The sequence below is a fragment of the Amycolatopsis sp. NPDC104819 genome, assembly GCF_055583145.1.
Map to the genome: position 1 here is coordinate 1 of NZ_JBVJON010000018.1, position 16,100 is coordinate 16,100.

A 16,100-nucleotide genomic window follows, 5' to 3' on the forward strand; every position below is an offset into this window, starting at 1 on the left:
TGGGACACCCCAGCTGAGCGACTCAACCAGCTACTGTCCACGCAGGAGCCTGTTGCGACGACCGCTTGAATCCACCCCGCCCTAAACACTCACGACAAGCTGCGGCAGGGCGCTTACAGGTAGCTCACCAGCAGGTCGGCGATCTGCGCGGGGTGGCTCAGCGGCGCGCAGTGCGGGCCGTCGACCTCGTCGGGCTCGATGCCCAGCCGCTCCCGGGCGATCCGGCGCTGGAAGTCCGGGGTGAAGAACCGGTCGTCACGGCACAGCACGACCCGGGTCGGGACGTCCGGGTGAGCCGCCAGCGGCCACGGCTCCTCCCCTTCCTTGCTCACCTGGTCACGCCCGTGCGCCATGCCCTCCTCGGCGAGCGGGAGCGGGACACCGTTGAAGTACGTCTCGATGTCGCTCAGGCCCGTCGGCGCCTGGAAGCCGGTGTTGCCCCACCACTGGCCCGGCGGCTCCCCCGGCGCCGGGATCATCCCGGCCAGGTACACCAGCAGCCGCGCGCGCAGCTTCTCGGCGACCAGCGGCGCGGTGAACCCGCCGTAGGAGTGCCCGACCACGGCGACGTCCGAGGTGTCGTCCACCGCCGCCAGCACCGTGTCGGTGAAGTCGGCGAGCCCGGCCGACGGGTCGGTGATCGGGAGGTCCGGCGCGACGAAGGTGTGGCCGCGCGCGAGGAGCTCCGGGCCGAGCAGGTGGAAGTCCCAGCCGCTGCCGCCGCCACCGTGGACCAGCACGAAGGTCGTCATGCCGGCCAGCTCAGCAGCGGCGGAGCATGTCCGTCAAGGCGGTCTTCTCGCCCTGGGTCACGGTCAGGCCGTAGTAGTGCTTCACCACGATCCAGTCGGTCGCGTAGGTGCACCAGAACGCCACGAGCGGCGGTTTCCACTGGTCCGGCGCCTTGTCGCTCTTCTGCTGGTTGAGGTTGTCGGTGACGGCGAACAGCTGCGGCCGCGTCAGGTCGTTCGCGAACTGCTCGCGCTTCTCGGTCGTCCACGCCTTCGCGCCGCTCGCCCAGGCCTGCCCGAGCGGGACCATGTGGTCGATGTCGAGGTCGGTCGCCTTGGTCCAGGTCTCGTCGTCGTAGACGCTCTTCCACGTCCCGGACGTCGCCTTGCAGTCCTTGTCGGTCTTGACGTCCATGCCGGCGCGCTTGAGCACGACTTCACGCGTGTCACAGCCTGACCCCTGGCCGGCCCAGTGCGGGAACTTCTCACGCGAATACCCGTCCATGGACGTCCGCGCGGCGATGGTCAGCTCGCCGAGCTGCTTCTCCGCGTCGGCGGCGGAGACCGGAACCGGTGCCGAGGACGACGACGGGGGCGGGGTCGCGCCGGCTCCGCGGCTCGTCACCCAGTACCCGAAGAGCGCGACCGCGAGGATCGCGACTACCAGCAGGATCCGATGCGTCACGCTGAGCCGAAAGGCGCGTGCGGCCACGAATTTCTCCTCTCACCTGCGGGTGCGCGCGGCGTAGTGTCGCCTCTGCCGGCCCGGGACAACCGCGTCGACACGACGACCTGGCGCGAATGTGACCTCGCCCACCCAAGGCATGAGGTGTCACACCGAGCCGATCAACTGCGACTACCGGAGCAGGACCCATCCGGAGGGAGCAGCCGATGCCCGGCCGGCTCAAGAAGTTCGACGAGTTTTTCCAGCGCAAGGCCGCCGAGGGCGGCAATGTCGTCGCCATGGCCAGGATGGGCTCGGCCCTGCGCGAAAGCGGGCAGCTCACCGAGGCCGAGACGTGGTTCCGCAAGGCCGCCATGGGCGGTGACCGCGTCTCGATGACGGCGCTGGCCCACCTGCTCGCCGAGCGCGGCGAGCGGGACGAGGCCGAGCGCTGGTACCACGAGGCGGCGCTGGCCGGCGACCCGCACGGGATGCTGAACCTGGCCCGGTCGTACGAGCGGCGCGGGAAGCGCGAGGACGCCCAGCACTGGTACGCCGAGGCCGCGCGCACCGGCGACCTGCCGTCGATCGCCTCGCTCGGGCACATGCTGCGTGAGCAGGGGAAGATCGAGGAGGCCGAGTCGTGGCTGCGGCAGGCCGCCGACGCCGGGATCACCGCCGCGATGATCGACCTGGGCGTGGTGCTACGGGACCGCGGCCAGGCCGCCGAGGCGGCCCGCTGGTGGCGCTCGGCCGTGCTGGCCGGCGACCTCGCGGCCACCTGCCAGCTGGGCCGGCAGGCCGAGCGGCTCGGCCGGCCGGCGGACGCCGAGTCCTGGTACCGCCAGGGCGCGACCGGCGGGCACGTCGAAGCGGTCGTGCGGCTCGGGCTGCTGCTGCACCGCCGCGGCGACCTCGAAGAAGCCGAGAGCTGGTACCTCGACGCCGCCGAGCGCGGCGACCCCGCGGCCATGACGAACCTCGGCGTGCTCGCCCGCAACCGGGGTGACGAGGGTGAGGCCGCCGCCTGGTACCGCAAGGCCGCCGAGCACGGCAGCGTCCCCGCGCTGACCAACCTCGGGCACCTCGCCGAGCACCGCGAGGACCTCGCCGGGGCCGAGCAGTGGTTCCGCCGGGCCGCCGAAACCGGCGACGTCCAGGGCATGCTCAGCCTGGCCCGGATGCTGCGGTCGCGGGGTGCCGCCCAGGAGGCGGAACAGTGGCTCGCCCGTGCGGAGCACGTCCAGGAGGACCGAGCGCACCATTTCTGACCGTTCGATCTATTGTGTGATCCAACTCACAGCTCTAACCTGGGGTGCGCTCCCACCACCGAGCAGCTGCCCGAGGAAGTGCCGCGATGCCGTGGTCACCGAATCACCCGGACTCCGTAGCCGCCCTTTTCGCGCGCCGCGAGGCGCCGGTGCTCGCCCTGGCCGGCGACGCCCGCACGGTCGCCGAGGCGTGCCACGGCATGGCCCGCCGCTTCCACCGCGGCGGCAAGCTCGTGGTGTTCGGCAACGGCGGCCCCAGCACCGACGCCCAGCACGTGGCGGTCGAGTTCGTCCACCCGGTGATCGTCGGCAAGCGCGCGCTCCCGGCGCTGTCGCTGACGGCCGACGTCGCCACGGTCACCGGGGTCGCCAACCGCGTCGGCCTCGAAGACGTCTTCGCCCACCAGCTGCGGATCATCGGCGAGCCCGACGACATCGCGCTGGGCATCTCCACCGACGGCGAGTGCGCCAACGTCCGCCGCGCCCTCGAAACGGCCCGCGACCTGGGGATGTTCACCGTCGCGCTGACCGGTCGTAACGGCGGCGCGATTGCCACGACTACTGGGCTGGACCACGTCTTCACCGCCCGCTCCGACGACCCGCGTGTGGTCAAGGAGGTCCACGTGACCACCTACCACGTGCTGTGGGAGCTGGTGCACGTCTTCCTGGAGCAACCCGGCCTGCTGGAGGTGGCGTCGTGAGCGCCCGTGACGCCGACAGAGACGTCGGCCCCGTCTGCCATGACGGGGTGTGCATCACCTGCTCCGACACCGCGGTCGAAGTGACCGTAGTCGAACTCCTCGACCACGAGCTTGCTGTCGTGGACACCGGGTCCACCCGGGAAGAAGTCAGTGTGGCGCTGGTCGAAGCCGGTGTCGGCGACCGAATCCTGGTGCACGCCGGAGAAGCCATCGCTCGTCTGGAGAATCCCTAGCCCAGGGAGTTGACGCGCCATGACGCGGGAGCACACCCCCGTGGGCGCGGACGGCCTCGAAGCGCTGTACCCGTTCCTCTACGCGGGTTCCGGCGACCTCGATGCCGTCCTCCGCCAGGTCGAACAGTCCACTGTGGACAAGGTACGCGAGATCGTCGCGCTGCGGGCCCAGGTGCTCGCGGCCGACCGCGACCGCCTGTTCGCGTGCGCGCAGGACCTCGCGCGCGCGTTCGCCGGCGGCGGGCGCCTGCTCGCCTTCGGCAACGGCGGGAGCTCGACCGACGCCCAGGACCTCGCGAGCCTGTTCCTCAGCCCGGCGGGCGACGCGAAGCCGTTGCCCGCCTTCGGGTTGACGAATGACATCGCGGTGGTGACCGCCCTGTCCAACGACATCGGGTTCGACGTCGTGTTCGCGCGCCAGATCGGCGCGTTCGGGCGGGCCGGCGACATCGCGGTGGGCCTGTCCACCAGCGGGAACTCCGCGAACCTGGTGCGCGCCTTCGACGAAGCCGCCCGGCGCGGCCTGGTGACGGTCGGTGTCGCCGGGTACGACGGCGGGAAGATGGCCGAGCTCGACAGCATCGACCACCTCTTCGTCGTGCCATCACCGTCCGTGCACCGCATCCAGGAAGCCCAGACGACCCTCTACCACGCGCTGTGGGAGCTGACCCTCGGCGCGCTCGACGACCTCGCCAAGGGGAATCAGCCGTGACGCATGCCGCAGAACAGACCGAAGAGCAGCCCATCCACGTCCTCTGGATCAACGCCGGCCTCTCGTGCGACGGCGACTCCGTCGCGCTGACCGCCGCCACCCAGCCGAGCATCGAGGAGATCGTCCTCGGTGTCCTGCCCGGCCTGCCCAAGATCGCGGTCCACTGGCCGCTGATCGACTTCGAATGCGGCCCCGACAAGGGGGCCGACACGTTCATCGAGTGGTTCTACAAGGCCGACCGCGGTGAGCTGGAGCCGTTCGTGCTGGTCGTCGAGGGCTCGATCCCGAACGAGGCGATCAAGGACGAAGGCTACTGGTGCGGGTTCGGGAATAACCCCGAGACCGGCCAGCCGATGACGACCAGCGAGTGGCTCGACCGCCTGGCGCCCAAGGCCCTGGCCGTGATGGCCGTCGGCACCTGCGCCACCTACGGCGGCATCCACGCGATGGAGGGCAACCCGACCGGCGCCATGGGCGTGCCCGACTACCTGGGCTGGGACTGGAAGTCCGGGGCCGGCATCCCGATCGTCTGCGTGCCCGGCTGCCCGACCCACCCGGACAACCTGTCCGAGACCATCACCTACCTGCTCTACCAGGCCGCCGGCCAGGCGCCGATGATCCCGCTCGACGACCACCTGCGGCCGCAGTGGCTCTTCGGCGCGACCGTGCACGAGGGCTGCGACCGCGGCGGCTACTACGAGCAGGGTGAGTTCGCCACCGAGTACGGCTCGCCGAAGTGCCTGGTGAAGCTGGGCTGCTGGGGCCCGGTCGTGAAGTGCAACGTGCCGAAACGCGGCTGGATCAACGGCGTCGGCGGCTGCCCGAACGTCGGCGGGATCTGCATCGGCTGCACCATGCCGGGCTTCCCGGACAAGTTCATGCCGTTCATGGACGAGCCGCCGGGCGCGAACGTGTCGTCGCTGGCCAGCGGCGCGTACGGGTCGGTGATCCGGCGGCTGCGGAAGATCACCGAACGCAAGCTCGACAAGGAGCCGAAGTGGCGGCACACGGGCAAGAAGCTCCACACCGGCTACCAGTCCACGTGGCGCTGAAAGGGGTTTGGTCATGACCGAAATGAAGGACAGGACCGACCTCGTCGAGATGGCGTGGGACCCGATCACCCGGATCGTCGGCAGCCTCGGGATCTACACGAAGATCGACTGGGCCGCGAAACGCGTCGTCGAGTGCCACAGCACGTCGTCGGTCTTCCGCGGCTACAGCATCTTCATGAAGGGCAAGGACCCGCGCGACGCGCACTTCATCACCAGCCGGATCTGCGGGATCTGCGGCGACAACCACGCGACGTGCTCGGTGTACGCCCAGAACATGGCCTACGGCGTGCGCCCGCCGCACCTCGGCGAGTGGATCATCAACCTCGGCGAGGCCGCCGAGTACATGTTCGACCACAACATCTTCCAGGAGAACCTGGTCGGGGTCGACTACTGCGAGAAGATGGTCGCCGAGACCAACCCGGGTGTCCTGGAGCTGGCCAACCGCACCGAAGCGCCGCACGCCGGCGACCACGGTTACCGCACCATCGGCGACATCATGCGCTCGCTGAACCCCCTGGAAGGCGAGTTCTACCGCGAGGCGCTGCAGGTCAGCCGGTCAACGCGCGAGATGTTCTGCCTGATGGAAGGCCGGCACGTCCATCCGTCCACTTTGTACCCCGGTGGTGTCGGCACGGTCGCCACCGTGCAGCTGTTCACCGACTACCTGACCCGGCTCATGCGCTACGTCGAGTTCATGAAGCGCTGCCTGCCGATGCACGACGACCTCTTCGACTTCTTCTACGAAGCCCTGCCCGGCTACGAAGAGGTCGGCCGGCGGCGGATCCTGCTCGGCTGCTGGGGCAGCCTGAACAACCCCGAGTACTGCGACTTCACCTACGAGAACATGGAGTCCTGGGGCCGGAAGATGTACGTCACGCCCGGCGTGGTCGTCGACGGCAAGCTCGTCACGACCAGCCTGGTCGACATCAACCTCGGCATCCGGATCCTGCTCGGCAGCTCGTTCTACGAAGACTGGGCCGACCAGCCGATGTTCGTCACGCAGGACCCGCTCGGCAACCCGGTCGACCAGCGCCACCCGTGGAACCAGCACACGATCCCGCGGCCGGCGAAGCGCGACTTCGAGGGCAAGTACTCGTGGACGATGTCGCCGCGCTGGTTCGACGGCAAGGACCACCTCGCCCTCGACACCGGCGGCGGCCCGATCGCGCGCCTCTGGGTCACCGCGCTGGCCGGGCTCGTCGACACGCCGTACCTGAAGTCGACCGGCCACAGCGTGAAGATCTCCTTGCCGCGCACCGCCACGAAGCCCGAGGTCGAGTTCGAGTGGAAGATCCCGAAGTGGAGCAACGCGCTCGAGCGCAACCGCGCGCGGACGTACTTCCAGGCGTACGCGGCGGCGCTGGCCCTGCACTTCGCCGACCAGGCCCTCGGTGAGGTCCGCCAGGGCAAGACGAAGACGTGGGAGCCGTTCAAGGTCCCGGACGAGGGCGTGAGCTGCGGCTTCACCGAAGCCGTGCGCGGCGTGCTCTCGCACCACATGGTGATCAAGGGCGGCAAGATCGCGAACTACCACCCGTACCCGCCGACGCCGTGGAACGGCAGTGTCCGCGACAGCTTCGGCACGCCGGGGCCGTACGAGGACGCCGTGCAGAACACGCCGATCTTCGAGGAGAACACGCAGGAGAACTTCAAGGGCATCGACATCATGCGCGCGGTCCGCAGCTTCGACCCGTGCCTGCCGTGCGGCGTGCACATGTACACCGGCAAGGGCAAGGTCGTCGAGCGGCTGCACACCCCGCACGCGTTCGGCGGGGAGCTCGGATGACGGCGGTCGACCGGGTCGGCGAGCGCATCGAGCAGCTGTTGGGCGAGCTCTCCGGCAAGGACGCCGAGCTCGCCGAAGAGCTCGTCCACACGCTGCTCGAGTTCTACGGCGCCGGCCTGGCCCGGATCGTCGAAGTCGTCGACCGGCCGCTGCTGGACCGCCTCGCCGAGGACGACCACGTCCGCGGCCTGCTCGTGCTGCACGACCTGCACCCGAAGTCGACGCACGAGCGGGTCGCCGAAGCCCTCGACAAGGTCCGGCCGTACCTGGGTTCGCACGCCGGCGACGTCGAGTTCGTCGGGATCGACGACGGTGTCCTGCGGCTGCGGCTGCAGGGCACCTGCGACGGCTGCCCGTCCTCGACGGTCACCGCGAAGTACGCCATCGAACGGACCATCCGGGAGGTGGCGCCGGAGATCGCCGAGGTCCTCGTCGAGGGTGTGGTCGAAGACGCCGGCCCGGGTGGGCGGCCGCTGCTGCCGCTGTGTCCCGTGGAGGTCCCGTGACCGGCGGCCTGCGCAGGTTCCGCACTCCCGCGCCGCGGGCCGCGCCGGGTGAGAAGTGCGAGATGTGCGCGGAACCGATCGGGGCGGAGCACGGGCACGTCATCGACCTCGAGTCCCGCACGATCCTGTGCGCCTGCCGGGGCTGCTACCTGCTCTTCACCCACCGCGGGGCGGGCGGGAAGCGGCACCGCGCGGTGCCGGACCGCGTCCGGCACCTCCCGCGCTTCGAGCCGGGCGCCGCGCTGTGGGAGTCCGCAGGGATCCCGGTCAAGACGGCGTTCCTGTTCCGGAACTCGGTGCAGGACCGCGTCGTCGCGTTCTACCCGAGCCCGGCGGGTGCGACGGAATCCCTGCTTCCGCTGGGCACGGGCGACGACCTGCTCGCCGACGTCACCGACGACGTCGAAGCGCTGCTGCTCAACCAGCTCGATCTCGGCTTCGAAGCGTTTCTGGTGCCGATCGACGTCTGCTACGAGCTGGTCGGGCTGGTCCGCTCGACCTGGCGCGGCTTCGACGGCGGCACCGAAGCGCACGAAGCCATCGATGCCTTCTTCGCCCGGCTGCGGGAGCGCAGTGAGGTCGTGACGGATGGCTGAGCTCACCTTCGACTGCGTCGACGTCCGGCCGCTCAAGTACGCGGCTTCGCCGACGCTGGCGTTCAAGCTGCGGATCACCGAGCTGTCCGGGCAGCCGGTGCACGCGATGGTGCTGCGCGTCCAGATCCGCATCGAGCCGCAGCGCCGCCGCTACTCCGACGACGAGTCGGAGCTGCTCACCCACCTCTTCGGCGAGCGCTCCCGGTGGGGCGAGACGCTGAAGCCGTTCCAGTTCACGACCGTCTCGGTCACCGTGCCGGGGTTCAGCGGCGCCACCGAGGTCGACGCCGAGGTGCCGTGCACCTACGACCTCGAAGTCGCGGCCGGCAAGTACTTCCACGCGTTGTCCGAAGGTGTGGTCCCGATGGTGCTGCTGTTCAGCGGCACCGTGTTCGGCAAGGGCGGCCCGGGGTTCTGGGTCGAGCAGATCCCATGGCACACCCAGGCCGAGGTCCGGATGCCGGTGGGCGTCTGGGACGAGCTGATGGCGCGGTACTTCCCGAACGTCGCGTGGGTCAAGCTGCCGCGCGAGACGGTGGACGCGCTGCTCAAGTACAAGGCGCGGCACGCGATCCCGACCTGGGAAGCGGCGATCGAGCAGCTGCTGGCGGGTGCGCCGTGAACGTTCTCGAGCAGGCCCGCGCGGTCGGTGACGCCATGCTCTACGAGGGTTATCTCCTGTATCCGTACCGGGCGTCGGCGCCGAAGAACCGCGTGCGCTGGCAGTGGGGTGTGCTCGTGCCGCCGTCCTACGCGTCGGCTGAGATCGGCGAGCACGCGTCGGCGCGGGTCGAATGTGTCCTCGAACCGCTCGAGCACACGATCCTGCACGTCAAGCTGCGGTTCCTGCGCGCCCGGCCCCGGCACGACACGTGGGACGAAGCCGACGAGCAGGAGATCGACTTCGAGCTGCCGCTCTCCGAACTCCCGGTCGAAAGGCCGTTTCAGCACGAGCTGTCCGGTGTCCTCACCGCCCGCGTCGACCCGCTCGACGGGCCGTTCGGCGGCGCCCGGCTGCGCGTCGAGGTGCACAACACGACGTCGTGGCACTCCGACGGCGTCCGGGAGCACGCCCTCCGCCATTCGCTGCTGGCCGCGCACCTCGTGCTCAGCGTGGACACCGGGCACTTCCTGTCGATGCTCGACCCGCCGGAGTGGGCGAAACCGGCGGTCGAAGCCTGCCGGCAGGAGCGGCTGTGGCCGGTGCTGATCGGCGACACCGCGCGCAGCACGGTGATGCTCGCGTCGCCGATCATCCTCTACGACAACCCGTCGATCGCGCCGGAAAGCCCGGGTGACCTCTTCGACGGCACCGAGATCGACGAGATCCTGACCCTGCGCACGATGACGCTCACCGACGAGGAAAAGCGCGAGGCCCGGGCCACCGACCCGCGTGCGGCGGCGATCCTCGACCGCGTCGACACGATGCCGCCGGAGCTGCTCGACCGGCTGCACGGCGCGATCCGGTCCGTGCGGCCGGTCGCGCCTTCGGTGACCGTCGCCGGGGTGCGCGTCGCCGAGGGGTCCCGGGTGCGGCTGCGGCCGAACCTGCGTGGCGCCGACGCCCAGGACATGTTCCTCACCGGCAAGACCGCCACCGTCCGGGTCGTCCTGTCCGATGTGGACGGCGCCACGCACGTCGCCGTCACCCTCGACGACGACCCCGGCGCCGACCTCCAGCACGCCCACGGCCGGTACCGGTACTTCTCCCCCGACGAAATCGAACCCCTGGAGGTCGCGGAATGAGGCCACGAGTCCTGGTCGCCGGCATCGGCAACATCTTCCTGAGCGACGACGGTTTCGGCGTGGAGGTCGTCAAGGAGCTGGAAGGGGCCGACCTGCCGCCCTGGGTGCAGATCGCCGACTACGGCATCGCCGGCATGCACCTCGCCTACGACCTGATGGGTGGTTACGACACGACGATCCTGCTCGACGCCACCCCGCACGGCCGGCCGCCCGGCACGCTCTCGCTCATCGAGGCCGACACCGACGACCTCGCCACGGCGTCGATCGACGCGCACGGCATGCAGCCGGACGCGGTGTTCCGGCTGCTCCGGCTGCTCGGCGGGGATGCCGGGCGGGTGCTGCTCGTCGGCTGTGAACCGGCTTGTGTCGACGAAGGGATCGGGCTGTCCGCCGAGGTCAAAGCGGCCATCCCGGCCGCGGTCCGCGCGGTCATCGAACTGGCCTGGGGCACCAGCCCCCGGCTGCAGCCGACGGAGGTCTGAGCCATGTGCCTCGGCATCCCGGGCGAGATCATCGAAATCAGCGAGGACCGCCCGGACCTCGCGAAAGTGTCCGTGAGCGGCGTCAAGCGCACCATCAACATCGGCCTGCTCGACGACGACCCGCCGAAGCCCGGCGAGTGGATCCTCATCCACGTCGGCTTCGCACTGTCCAAAATAGACGAGCAGGAGGCCGCGGCCGCGCTCGAGTTCCTCGAAAGCATCGGCAAGGCGTACGAGGACGAAATGGCCGCCCTGCTGGAATCCCGGATCGAATAAGGAGTCGTCATGCGTTTTGTCGACGAGTTCCGCGACGCGGAGAAGGCGCGGGCACTGTCCGCGAAGATCACGTCGCTGTGCGAGCCGGGCCGCCACTACAAGTTCATGGAGGTCTGCGGCGGGCACACGCACACCATCTACAAACACGGCCTCGAGGACTACCTGCCCGAGAGCATCACGCTGGTGCACGGGCCGGGCTGCCCGGTGTGCGTCATCCCGATGGGCCGCATCGACGACGCCATCCACATCGCCCGGCAGCCCGGCGTGCTCATGACGTCGTTCGGCGACATGATGCGTGTGCCCGGCTCCGGCGGGAACTTCTTCGACTCCAACGCCGAGGGCACGAACATCCGCATGGTGTATTCGCCGCTCGACTCGCTGAAGATCGCGCGGCAGAACCCGGACCTGCGTGTGGTGTTCATGGCGATCGGCTTCGAGACGACCACGCCGTCCACCGCGATGACGCTGCTGCGCGCGGCCGCCGAAGGCATCGAGAACTTCTCGGTGTTCGGCAACCACGTCACGATCATCCCGGCGATCAAGGCCATCCTCGACTCCCCCGACCTGCGGCTCGACGGCTTCATCGGCCCGGGGCACGTCTCGACGGTGATCGGCTGCCGGCCGTACGAGTTCATCGCGCGCGACTACGGCAAGCCCGTCGTCGTCGCCGGCTTCGAGCCACTCGACATCCTGCAGTCGATCTACCTGCTGATGCTGCAGCTGTCCTCGGGGCGCTCGGAGGTCGAGAACCAGTACTCCCGGGTGGTGCCCTGGGACGGGAACATGGTGGCGCTGAAGGCCATCAACGAGGTCATGGAGCTGCGGCCGTACTTCGAGTGGCGCGGCCTCGGCTTCATCACGCATTCGGCGATGGCGATCCGCGAGAAGTACGCCGCGTTCGACGCCGAACGGATCTTCGAGATCCCCGGCCTGCGCGTCGCCGACCCGAAGGCGTGCCAGTGCGGCGAGGTGCTCAAGGGCGTGCTGAAGCCGTGGGAGTGCAAGGTGTTCGGCACCGCGTGCACCCCGGAGACGCCGATCGGGACGTGCATGGTCTCACCCGAAGGCGCCTGCGCTGCGTACTACAACTTCGGCCGGTTCAGCCGTCAGCGCGTCCGGGAGGCGAGCCGCGCATGACCACCACCGAACGCGAGCAGCAGGTCCTCGACCGCATCGAACGGGCCCGGCGCAGGCGCGCGAAAGTGCGGGAAGAGCGCATCACGCTGTCGCACGGCGCGGGCGGCAAATCGACACACACGCTGATCGAAGCCGTGTTCCTCGACGCGTTCCGCAACCCCCTGCTGGAGCCGCTCGAAGACTCGGCGTCGCTGACCGTCGGGGACGCCCGGCTGGCCCTGACCACGGACTCCTACGTCGTCTCGCCGCTGTTCTTCCCCGGCGGGAACATCGGCGACCTGGCGGTCAACGGCACGGTGAACGACCTCGCCGTGTCCGGCGCGCGGCCGCTGTACCTGACCGCGGGGTTCATCCTCGAAGAGGGATTCCCGGTCGAGGACCTGCTGAAGATCGTCGACTCGATGAAGTCGGCGGCGCTCGCGGCCGGCGTCCAGATCGTCACCGGCGACACGAAAGTCGTCCAGCGCGGCAAGGCCGACGGCGTGTACATCAACACGGCCGGGGTCGGGGTGCTCACCCGCACCGGCCTCGGCGTGGCCACCGTGAAGCCCGGAGACGCCGTCCTCGTCTCCGGGCCGATCGGTGACCACGGCGTCACGATCATGCTGGCCCGCGGCGAGCTCGACATCGACGCCGACCTCGAGTCCGACACCGCGCCGGTGCACGACCTCGTCGCCGGGCTGCTCGCCGCGGTGCCCGGCGTGCGCGCGATGCGGGACGCGACCCGCGGCGGTGTCGCGACGATCCTCAACGAGATCGCGAAGGCGGCGGAGGTCGCCGTGGTCGTCGACGAAAAGGCCGTCCCGGTCCGGACCGAGGTCCGGGGCGCGTCGGAGCTGCTCGGCATCGACCCGCTGTACGTCGCGTGCGAGGGCCGGATCGTGGTCGTCGTGGACGGCGCCCAGGCCGCGGACGCCCTGGCCGCGTTGCGCGCGCACCCGCTGGGCGCGGACGCCGCGGTGATCGGGCGGATCGCCGACGACCCGCCGGGGATCGTGCTGCTGAACACGACGTTCGGCGGCACCCGGATCGTGGACCTGCTGGTCGGGGACCCGTTGCCGAGGATCTGCTGAATGCACGAAATGTCCGTCACGCAGTCGGTGGTCGACACGATCGTCACCCGGCTCGGCGACGCGCGCGTGTCGTGCGTGCGGCTGGAGATCGGGCGGCTGTCCGGGGTGGTCCCGGACAGCGTCCGCTTCTGCTTCGACGTCCTGTGCACGGGAACTTCCTTGGAAGGCGCCCGGCTGGACATCGCCGAGCCGTCCGGGCGCGCCCGCTGCCGCGACTGCGGCGCCGAGTTCACGCTCGACGACTTCATCCTGCTGTGCCCCTGCGGCAGCGCCGACGTTTCGGTGCTCGCCGGGCGCGAACTGCGCATCACCTCGGTGGAGGTCAGCCATGTGTGACACCTGCGGCTGCTCCGATTCGGACGTCCGGATCACCGACCACACCCACACCGTGGTCCTGGAGCAGGACATCCTGGCGAAGAACGACGAGCTCGCGTCGCACAACCGGACGCACCTGCGCTCGTCGGACGTCTTCGCCCTGAACCTGATGAGCTCCCCGGGCGCGGGGAAGACGACGCTGCTGGAGCGGACCATCCGCGCTGTCGATGTTCCGTGCGCGGTGATCGAGGGTGACCAGGAGACACTGCTCGACGCCGAGCGTATCAAGGCCACGGGCGCGCCGGTGGTGCAGATCAACACCGGCGCCGGTTGCCACCTGGACGCGTCGATGCTGCACCGGGCCCTGCACTCGCTCACGCTCGCGCCCGGCTCGACGCTGTTCATCGAGAACGTCGGCAACCTGGTCTGCCCGGCGCTGTTCGACCTCGGCGAGGCCGCGCGCGTCGTGATCCTGTCGGTGACCGAGGGGCCTGGGAAGCCGCTGAAGTACCCGCACATGTTCGCCGCGACGGACCTGGTGCTGCTGAACAAGGTCGACCTGCTGCCGTACGTCGACTTCGACGTCGCGGAGTTCGAGCGGGACGTCCGCCGCGTGAACCCGACGGCGCAGGTCCTTCAGATCAGCGCGACGCGCGGCGACGGCCTCACCGAGTGGCACGACTGGCTACGGCAACCTGTCCGAAGCTGATCCCGCCGTCGTTCGTGGGCATGTCCCGGTGGGTCAGGACGGTGAAGCCGGTGTTCTCCAGCGCTTCGACGGTCCGGGCGAGCAGGAGGACGTTCTGGAAGACACCGCCGGACAGCGCGACGGTGGTGCTGTGCTCCCGCAGCCGGTCGCAGGTGCCCGTGATCGCCGCGGCGACCCCGTTGTGGAACCGCGCGGCCCGGACCGGCCGGGCGGCGGTGTCGTCCAGGAGCGCGGCGATCAGGTCCTCACCGTGGACGACGTCGTCGACGCGCGCGGGATAGGCGACCGTCTCGGCGGGGTCGGCGAGCTGCTCCAGCTCGATGGCGGCCTGGCCCTCGTAGTTGATGGTGTCGCGGACGCCGAGCAGCGCGGCGGCGGCGTCGAAGAGCCGGCCGGCGCTGGAGGTCAGGGGTGAGTTGAGGCCACTGCGTTTCAGCTTCACGATGGTTTCGTCGGCGGGCCGCCCGAGTTCGTCCACATAGGACGCCGCCATCCGCCACGGCTGCCGGATGGCCTGCACGCCACCGGGCATGGCGACGGTGCGGAGGTGGCTGAGCCGCTGGTAGGTGGTCAGGTCGGCGAGGAGGAACTCACCGCCCCAGATGGTGCCGTCGGGACCGAAACCGGTGCCGTCGAAGGCGACACCGAGGACCGGGCCGTCGCAGTGGTTGTCGGCCAGGCAGGCGGCGATGTGGGCGTGGTGGTGCTGCACGCCCAGGAGGTCGGTTTCCTGCTCCAGCGCGTATTTCGTGGAGAGGTACTCGGGGTGGAGGTCGTGGGCGATGAGCGCGGGTTCGATGTCGAAGAGGCGTTTGAGGTGGGTGATGCCTTCGGTGAAAGCCAGGTAGGTCTCGTAGTTCTCGAGGTCGCCGATGTGGTGGGAGACGAAAGCGTGACGGCCTTTGGCGAGGCAGAAGGTGTTCTTGAGCTCGGCGCCGCAGCCGAGAAGGTGCTTTGTCGTTTTCTCGATGCGGACGGGCTCGGGCGCGTACCCGCGTGACCGCCGTTGGAGCTGCGGCTTTCCTCGGACGATCCGCACCACGGAGTCGTCGGTCCTGGTGTGGATCGGCCGGTCGTGGCGGAGAAAGGCGTCAGCGATGTGCTTGAGGCGGCCGAGGTCGTCATCGCGGAAGACGATGGGCTCGTCGGAGACGTTGGCGCTGGTCAGCACGATGGGGCCGGTGTGTTCGAGCAGCAGGTGGTGCAACGGGGAGTAGGGCAGCATGAGCCCGACCCGCCGGTTCCCGGGCGCGACGGCTTCGGCGAGGCCGGTTCTCTTGGGTAGCAGCACGATGGGCCGTCGTCGGCTGCTCAGCGCTTCTTCGGCTGCCCTGTCGACTTCCGCCAGCTCCCGGGCCTCGGTCAGGTCGGCGACCATGACGGCGAAGGGCTTGTCCTCACGGTGTTTCCTCGCGCGCAGCTTCGTCGCGGCTTCTTCGTGCCGCGCCCCGACGGCGAGGTGATACCCACCCAGCCCCTTGATCGCGACGACCGCGCCTTGGTCGATCGCGGCCGCGGCTTGGCTGATGGGGTCACCGCCGCCGGGCTCGAACCGGAGGGTGGGCCCGCAGGCCGGGCAGCAGACGGGCTGGGCGTGGAACCGCCGGTCGTCGGGGTCTTCGTACTCCTGCTTGCAGTCGGCGCACAACGCAAACCCGGCCATGGTGGTGAGCGGCCGGTCGTAGGGCACCCCGGTGACGATCGTGAACCGCGGGCCGCAGTTGGTGCAGTTGACGAAGGGGTACCGGTAGCGCCGGTCCGCGGGGTCTCGGAGCTCGCGCAGGCAGTCGTCGCAGGTGGCTGAATCGGCGGAGATGAGCGTGTCGGCGGCGCCCCCGTCGGGACTTTCGACGATCCGGAAGCCGGTTTCCCCCTCGGCGGGAATCTCGCGCACGTCGACCCGATCAACCACAGCGAGCGGCGGCGCCTGCTCTTTCAGTGCCTTTTCGAACGCGGCGATGGAGATTGGTGGGCCTTCGACCTCGATGAACACCCCACGGACGTCGTTCCCGACGAAGCCCCCGAGCCCGAGCTGCCTCGCGAGCCGATGGACGAAAGGCCGAAACCCCACGCCCTGCACCACCCCGGCGACCCGCACCGCCACCCGCAC

Annotated in this window: 19 protein-coding genes; 16 read left to right on the forward strand and 3 right to left on the reverse strand. The window is 69.7% G+C overall.

The features are described from left to right. Nucleotides 1–113: 113 nt before the first annotated feature. Both ACZ63E_RS40215 and ACZ63E_RS40220 read right to left on the reverse strand, forming a co-directional pair. Nucleotides 114–752 carry an alpha/beta fold hydrolase gene (locus tag ACZ63E_RS40215; protein ID WP_465341567.1) on the reverse strand — a complete coding sequence of 213 codons (639 nt, stop codon included), beginning with the start codon at nt 750–752 and terminating at the stop codon, nt 114–116. Nucleotides 753–762: 10 nt separating this feature from the next. Beyond that, a complete protein-coding gene (locus tag ACZ63E_RS40220) occupies nt 763–1,443 on the reverse strand; it encodes an HNH endonuclease family protein (protein WP_465341568.1) in 681 nt (226 codons plus the stop codon). A 179-nt stretch (nt 1,444–1,622) separates the two neighbouring features. Here ACZ63E_RS40220 and ACZ63E_RS40225 point away from each other — a divergent pair, with 179 nt between their 5' ends. From ACZ63E_RS40225 to hypB, 16 genes are all read left to right on the forward strand, one after another. Then, nucleotides 1,623–2,666: a tetratricopeptide repeat protein gene (locus ACZ63E_RS40225; RefSeq protein ID WP_465341569.1), complete on the forward strand. Its 1,044-nt coding sequence runs from the start codon at nt 1,623–1,625 to the stop codon at nt 2,664–2,666. A gap of 86 nt (nt 2,667–2,752) precedes the next feature. Next, the gene (locus ACZ63E_RS40230) at nt 2,753–3,367 is read left to right on the forward strand and encodes a D-sedoheptulose-7-phosphate isomerase (protein WP_465341570.1); all 615 of its coding nucleotides are present in this window, start codon (nt 2,753–2,755) and stop codon (nt 3,365–3,367) included. Beyond that, nucleotides 3,364–3,600, forward strand: a complete 237-nt coding sequence (locus ACZ63E_RS40235) for a HypC/HybG/HupF family hydrogenase formation chaperone (RefSeq protein WP_465341571.1) — start codon at nt 3,364–3,366, stop codon at nt 3,598–3,600. The genes ACZ63E_RS40230 and ACZ63E_RS40235 overlap by 4 nt, the downstream gene beginning before the upstream one ends. Before the next feature lie 19 nt (nt 3,601–3,619). Beyond that, entirely contained in the window at nt 3,620–4,312 is a 693-nt protein-coding gene (locus tag ACZ63E_RS40240) for a D-sedoheptulose-7-phosphate isomerase (RefSeq protein ID WP_465341572.1), read from the forward strand. Next, nucleotides 4,309–5,364 (forward strand): NADH-quinone oxidoreductase subunit B family protein, encoded by a 1,056-nt coding sequence (locus ACZ63E_RS40245; protein WP_465341573.1) that lies wholly within the window; start codon nt 4,309–4,311, stop codon nt 5,362–5,364. Before ACZ63E_RS40240 ends, ACZ63E_RS40245 begins: the two co-directional genes overlap by 4 nt. A gap of 13 nt (nt 5,365–5,377) precedes the next feature. After that, nucleotides 5,378–7,150 carry a nickel-dependent hydrogenase large subunit gene (locus ACZ63E_RS40250; RefSeq protein WP_465341574.1) on the forward strand — a complete coding sequence of 591 codons (1,773 nt, stop codon included), beginning with the start codon at nt 5,378–5,380 and terminating at the stop codon, nt 7,148–7,150. Further along, complete coding sequence (locus ACZ63E_RS40255; protein ID WP_465341575.1) at nt 7,147–7,656, forward strand: NifU family protein; 510 nt, start codon at nt 7,147–7,149, stop codon at nt 7,654–7,656. The genes ACZ63E_RS40250 and ACZ63E_RS40255 overlap by 4 nt, the downstream gene beginning before the upstream one ends. Further along, nucleotides 7,653–8,252: a DUF5947 family protein gene (locus ACZ63E_RS40260; protein ID WP_465341576.1), complete on the forward strand. Its 600-nt coding sequence runs from the start codon at nt 7,653–7,655 to the stop codon at nt 8,250–8,252. Before ACZ63E_RS40255 ends, ACZ63E_RS40260 begins: the two co-directional genes overlap by 4 nt. Next, nucleotides 8,245–8,874 (forward strand): DUF6084 family protein, encoded by a 630-nt coding sequence (locus ACZ63E_RS40265; RefSeq protein WP_465341577.1) that lies wholly within the window; start codon nt 8,245–8,247, stop codon nt 8,872–8,874. The genes ACZ63E_RS40260 and ACZ63E_RS40265 overlap by 8 nt, the downstream gene beginning before the upstream one ends. Continuing rightward, a complete protein-coding gene (locus ACZ63E_RS40270; protein WP_465341578.1) occupies nt 8,871–9,998 on the forward strand; it encodes a hypothetical protein in 1,128 nt (375 codons plus the stop codon). Before ACZ63E_RS40265 ends, ACZ63E_RS40270 begins: the two co-directional genes overlap by 4 nt. Beyond that, nucleotides 9,995–10,480: a hydrogenase maturation protease gene (locus tag ACZ63E_RS40275; RefSeq protein ID WP_465341579.1), complete on the forward strand. Its 486-nt coding sequence runs from the start codon at nt 9,995–9,997 to the stop codon at nt 10,478–10,480. Before ACZ63E_RS40270 ends, ACZ63E_RS40275 begins: the two co-directional genes overlap by 4 nt. 3 nt (nt 10,481–10,483) lie before the next feature. After that, nucleotides 10,484–10,756, forward strand: a complete 273-nt coding sequence (locus tag ACZ63E_RS40280) for a HypC/HybG/HupF family hydrogenase formation chaperone (protein WP_465341580.1) — start codon at nt 10,484–10,486, stop codon at nt 10,754–10,756. Between the two features lie 9 nt (nt 10,757–10,765). Further along, the gene (hypD, locus tag ACZ63E_RS40285) at nt 10,766–11,893 is read left to right on the forward strand and encodes a hydrogenase formation protein HypD (protein WP_465341581.1); all 1,128 of its coding nucleotides are present in this window, start codon (nt 10,766–10,768) and stop codon (nt 11,891–11,893) included. After that, entirely contained in the window at nt 11,890–12,966 is a 1,077-nt protein-coding gene (hypE, locus tag ACZ63E_RS40290) for a hydrogenase expression/formation protein HypE (RefSeq protein ID WP_465341582.1), read from the forward strand. Before hypD ends, hypE begins: the two co-directional genes overlap by 4 nt. Beyond that, nucleotides 12,967–13,302 carry a hydrogenase maturation nickel metallochaperone HypA/HybF gene (locus tag ACZ63E_RS40295; RefSeq protein ID WP_465341583.1) on the forward strand — a complete coding sequence of 112 codons (336 nt, stop codon included), beginning with the start codon at nt 12,967–12,969 and terminating at the stop codon, nt 13,300–13,302. Continuing rightward, nucleotides 13,295–13,990, forward strand: coding sequence for a hydrogenase nickel incorporation protein HypB (gene hypB, locus ACZ63E_RS40300; protein WP_465341584.1), 696 nt, complete (start codon nt 13,295–13,297; stop codon nt 13,988–13,990). Before ACZ63E_RS40295 ends, hypB begins: the two co-directional genes overlap by 8 nt. Here hypB and hypF read toward each other — a convergent pair. After that, the gene (gene hypF, locus ACZ63E_RS40305; RefSeq protein ID WP_465341585.1) at nt 13,947–16,100 is read right to left on the reverse strand and encodes a carbamoyltransferase HypF; all 2,154 of its coding nucleotides are present in this window, start codon (nt 16,098–16,100) and stop codon (nt 13,947–13,949) included. The two genes, hypB and hypF, sit on opposite strands and share 44 nt — an antisense overlap.

Coding starts and splice junctions, on each gene's coding strand:
- ACZ63E_RS40215 (WP_465341567.1), bottom strand. CDS start 752: ATGACGACCTTCGTGCTGGTCCACGGTGGCGGCGGCAGCGGCTGGGAC.
- ACZ63E_RS40225 (WP_465341569.1), top strand. CDS start 1,623: ATGCCCGGCCGGCTCAAGAAGTTCGACGAGTTTTTCCAGCGCAAGGCC.
- ACZ63E_RS40230 (WP_465341570.1), top strand. CDS start 2,753: ATGCCGTGGTCACCGAATCACCCGGACTCCGTAGCCGCCCTTTTCGCG.
- ACZ63E_RS40240 (WP_465341572.1), top strand. CDS start 3,620: ATGACGCGGGAGCACACCCCCGTGGGCGCGGACGGCCTCGAAGCGCTG.
- ACZ63E_RS40250 (WP_465341574.1), top strand. CDS start 5,378: ATGACCGAAATGAAGGACAGGACCGACCTCGTCGAGATGGCGTGGGAC.
- ACZ63E_RS40255 (WP_465341575.1), top strand. CDS start 7,147: ATGACGGCGGTCGACCGGGTCGGCGAGCGCATCGAGCAGCTGTTGGGC.
- ACZ63E_RS40265 (WP_465341577.1), top strand. CDS start 8,245: ATGGCTGAGCTCACCTTCGACTGCGTCGACGTCCGGCCGCTCAAGTAC.
- ACZ63E_RS40275 (WP_465341579.1), top strand. CDS start 9,995: ATGAGGCCACGAGTCCTGGTCGCCGGCATCGGCAACATCTTCCTGAGC.
- ACZ63E_RS40280 (WP_465341580.1), top strand. CDS start 10,484: ATGTGCCTCGGCATCCCGGGCGAGATCATCGAAATCAGCGAGGACCGC.
- hypD (WP_465341581.1), top strand. CDS start 10,766: ATGCGTTTTGTCGACGAGTTCCGCGACGCGGAGAAGGCGCGGGCACTG.
- hypE (WP_465341582.1), top strand. CDS start 11,890: ATGACCACCACCGAACGCGAGCAGCAGGTCCTCGACCGCATCGAACGG.
- ACZ63E_RS40295 (WP_465341583.1), top strand. CDS start 12,967: ATGCACGAAATGTCCGTCACGCAGTCGGTGGTCGACACGATCGTCACC.
- hypB (WP_465341584.1), top strand. CDS start 13,295: ATGTGTGACACCTGCGGCTGCTCCGATTCGGACGTCCGGATCACCGAC.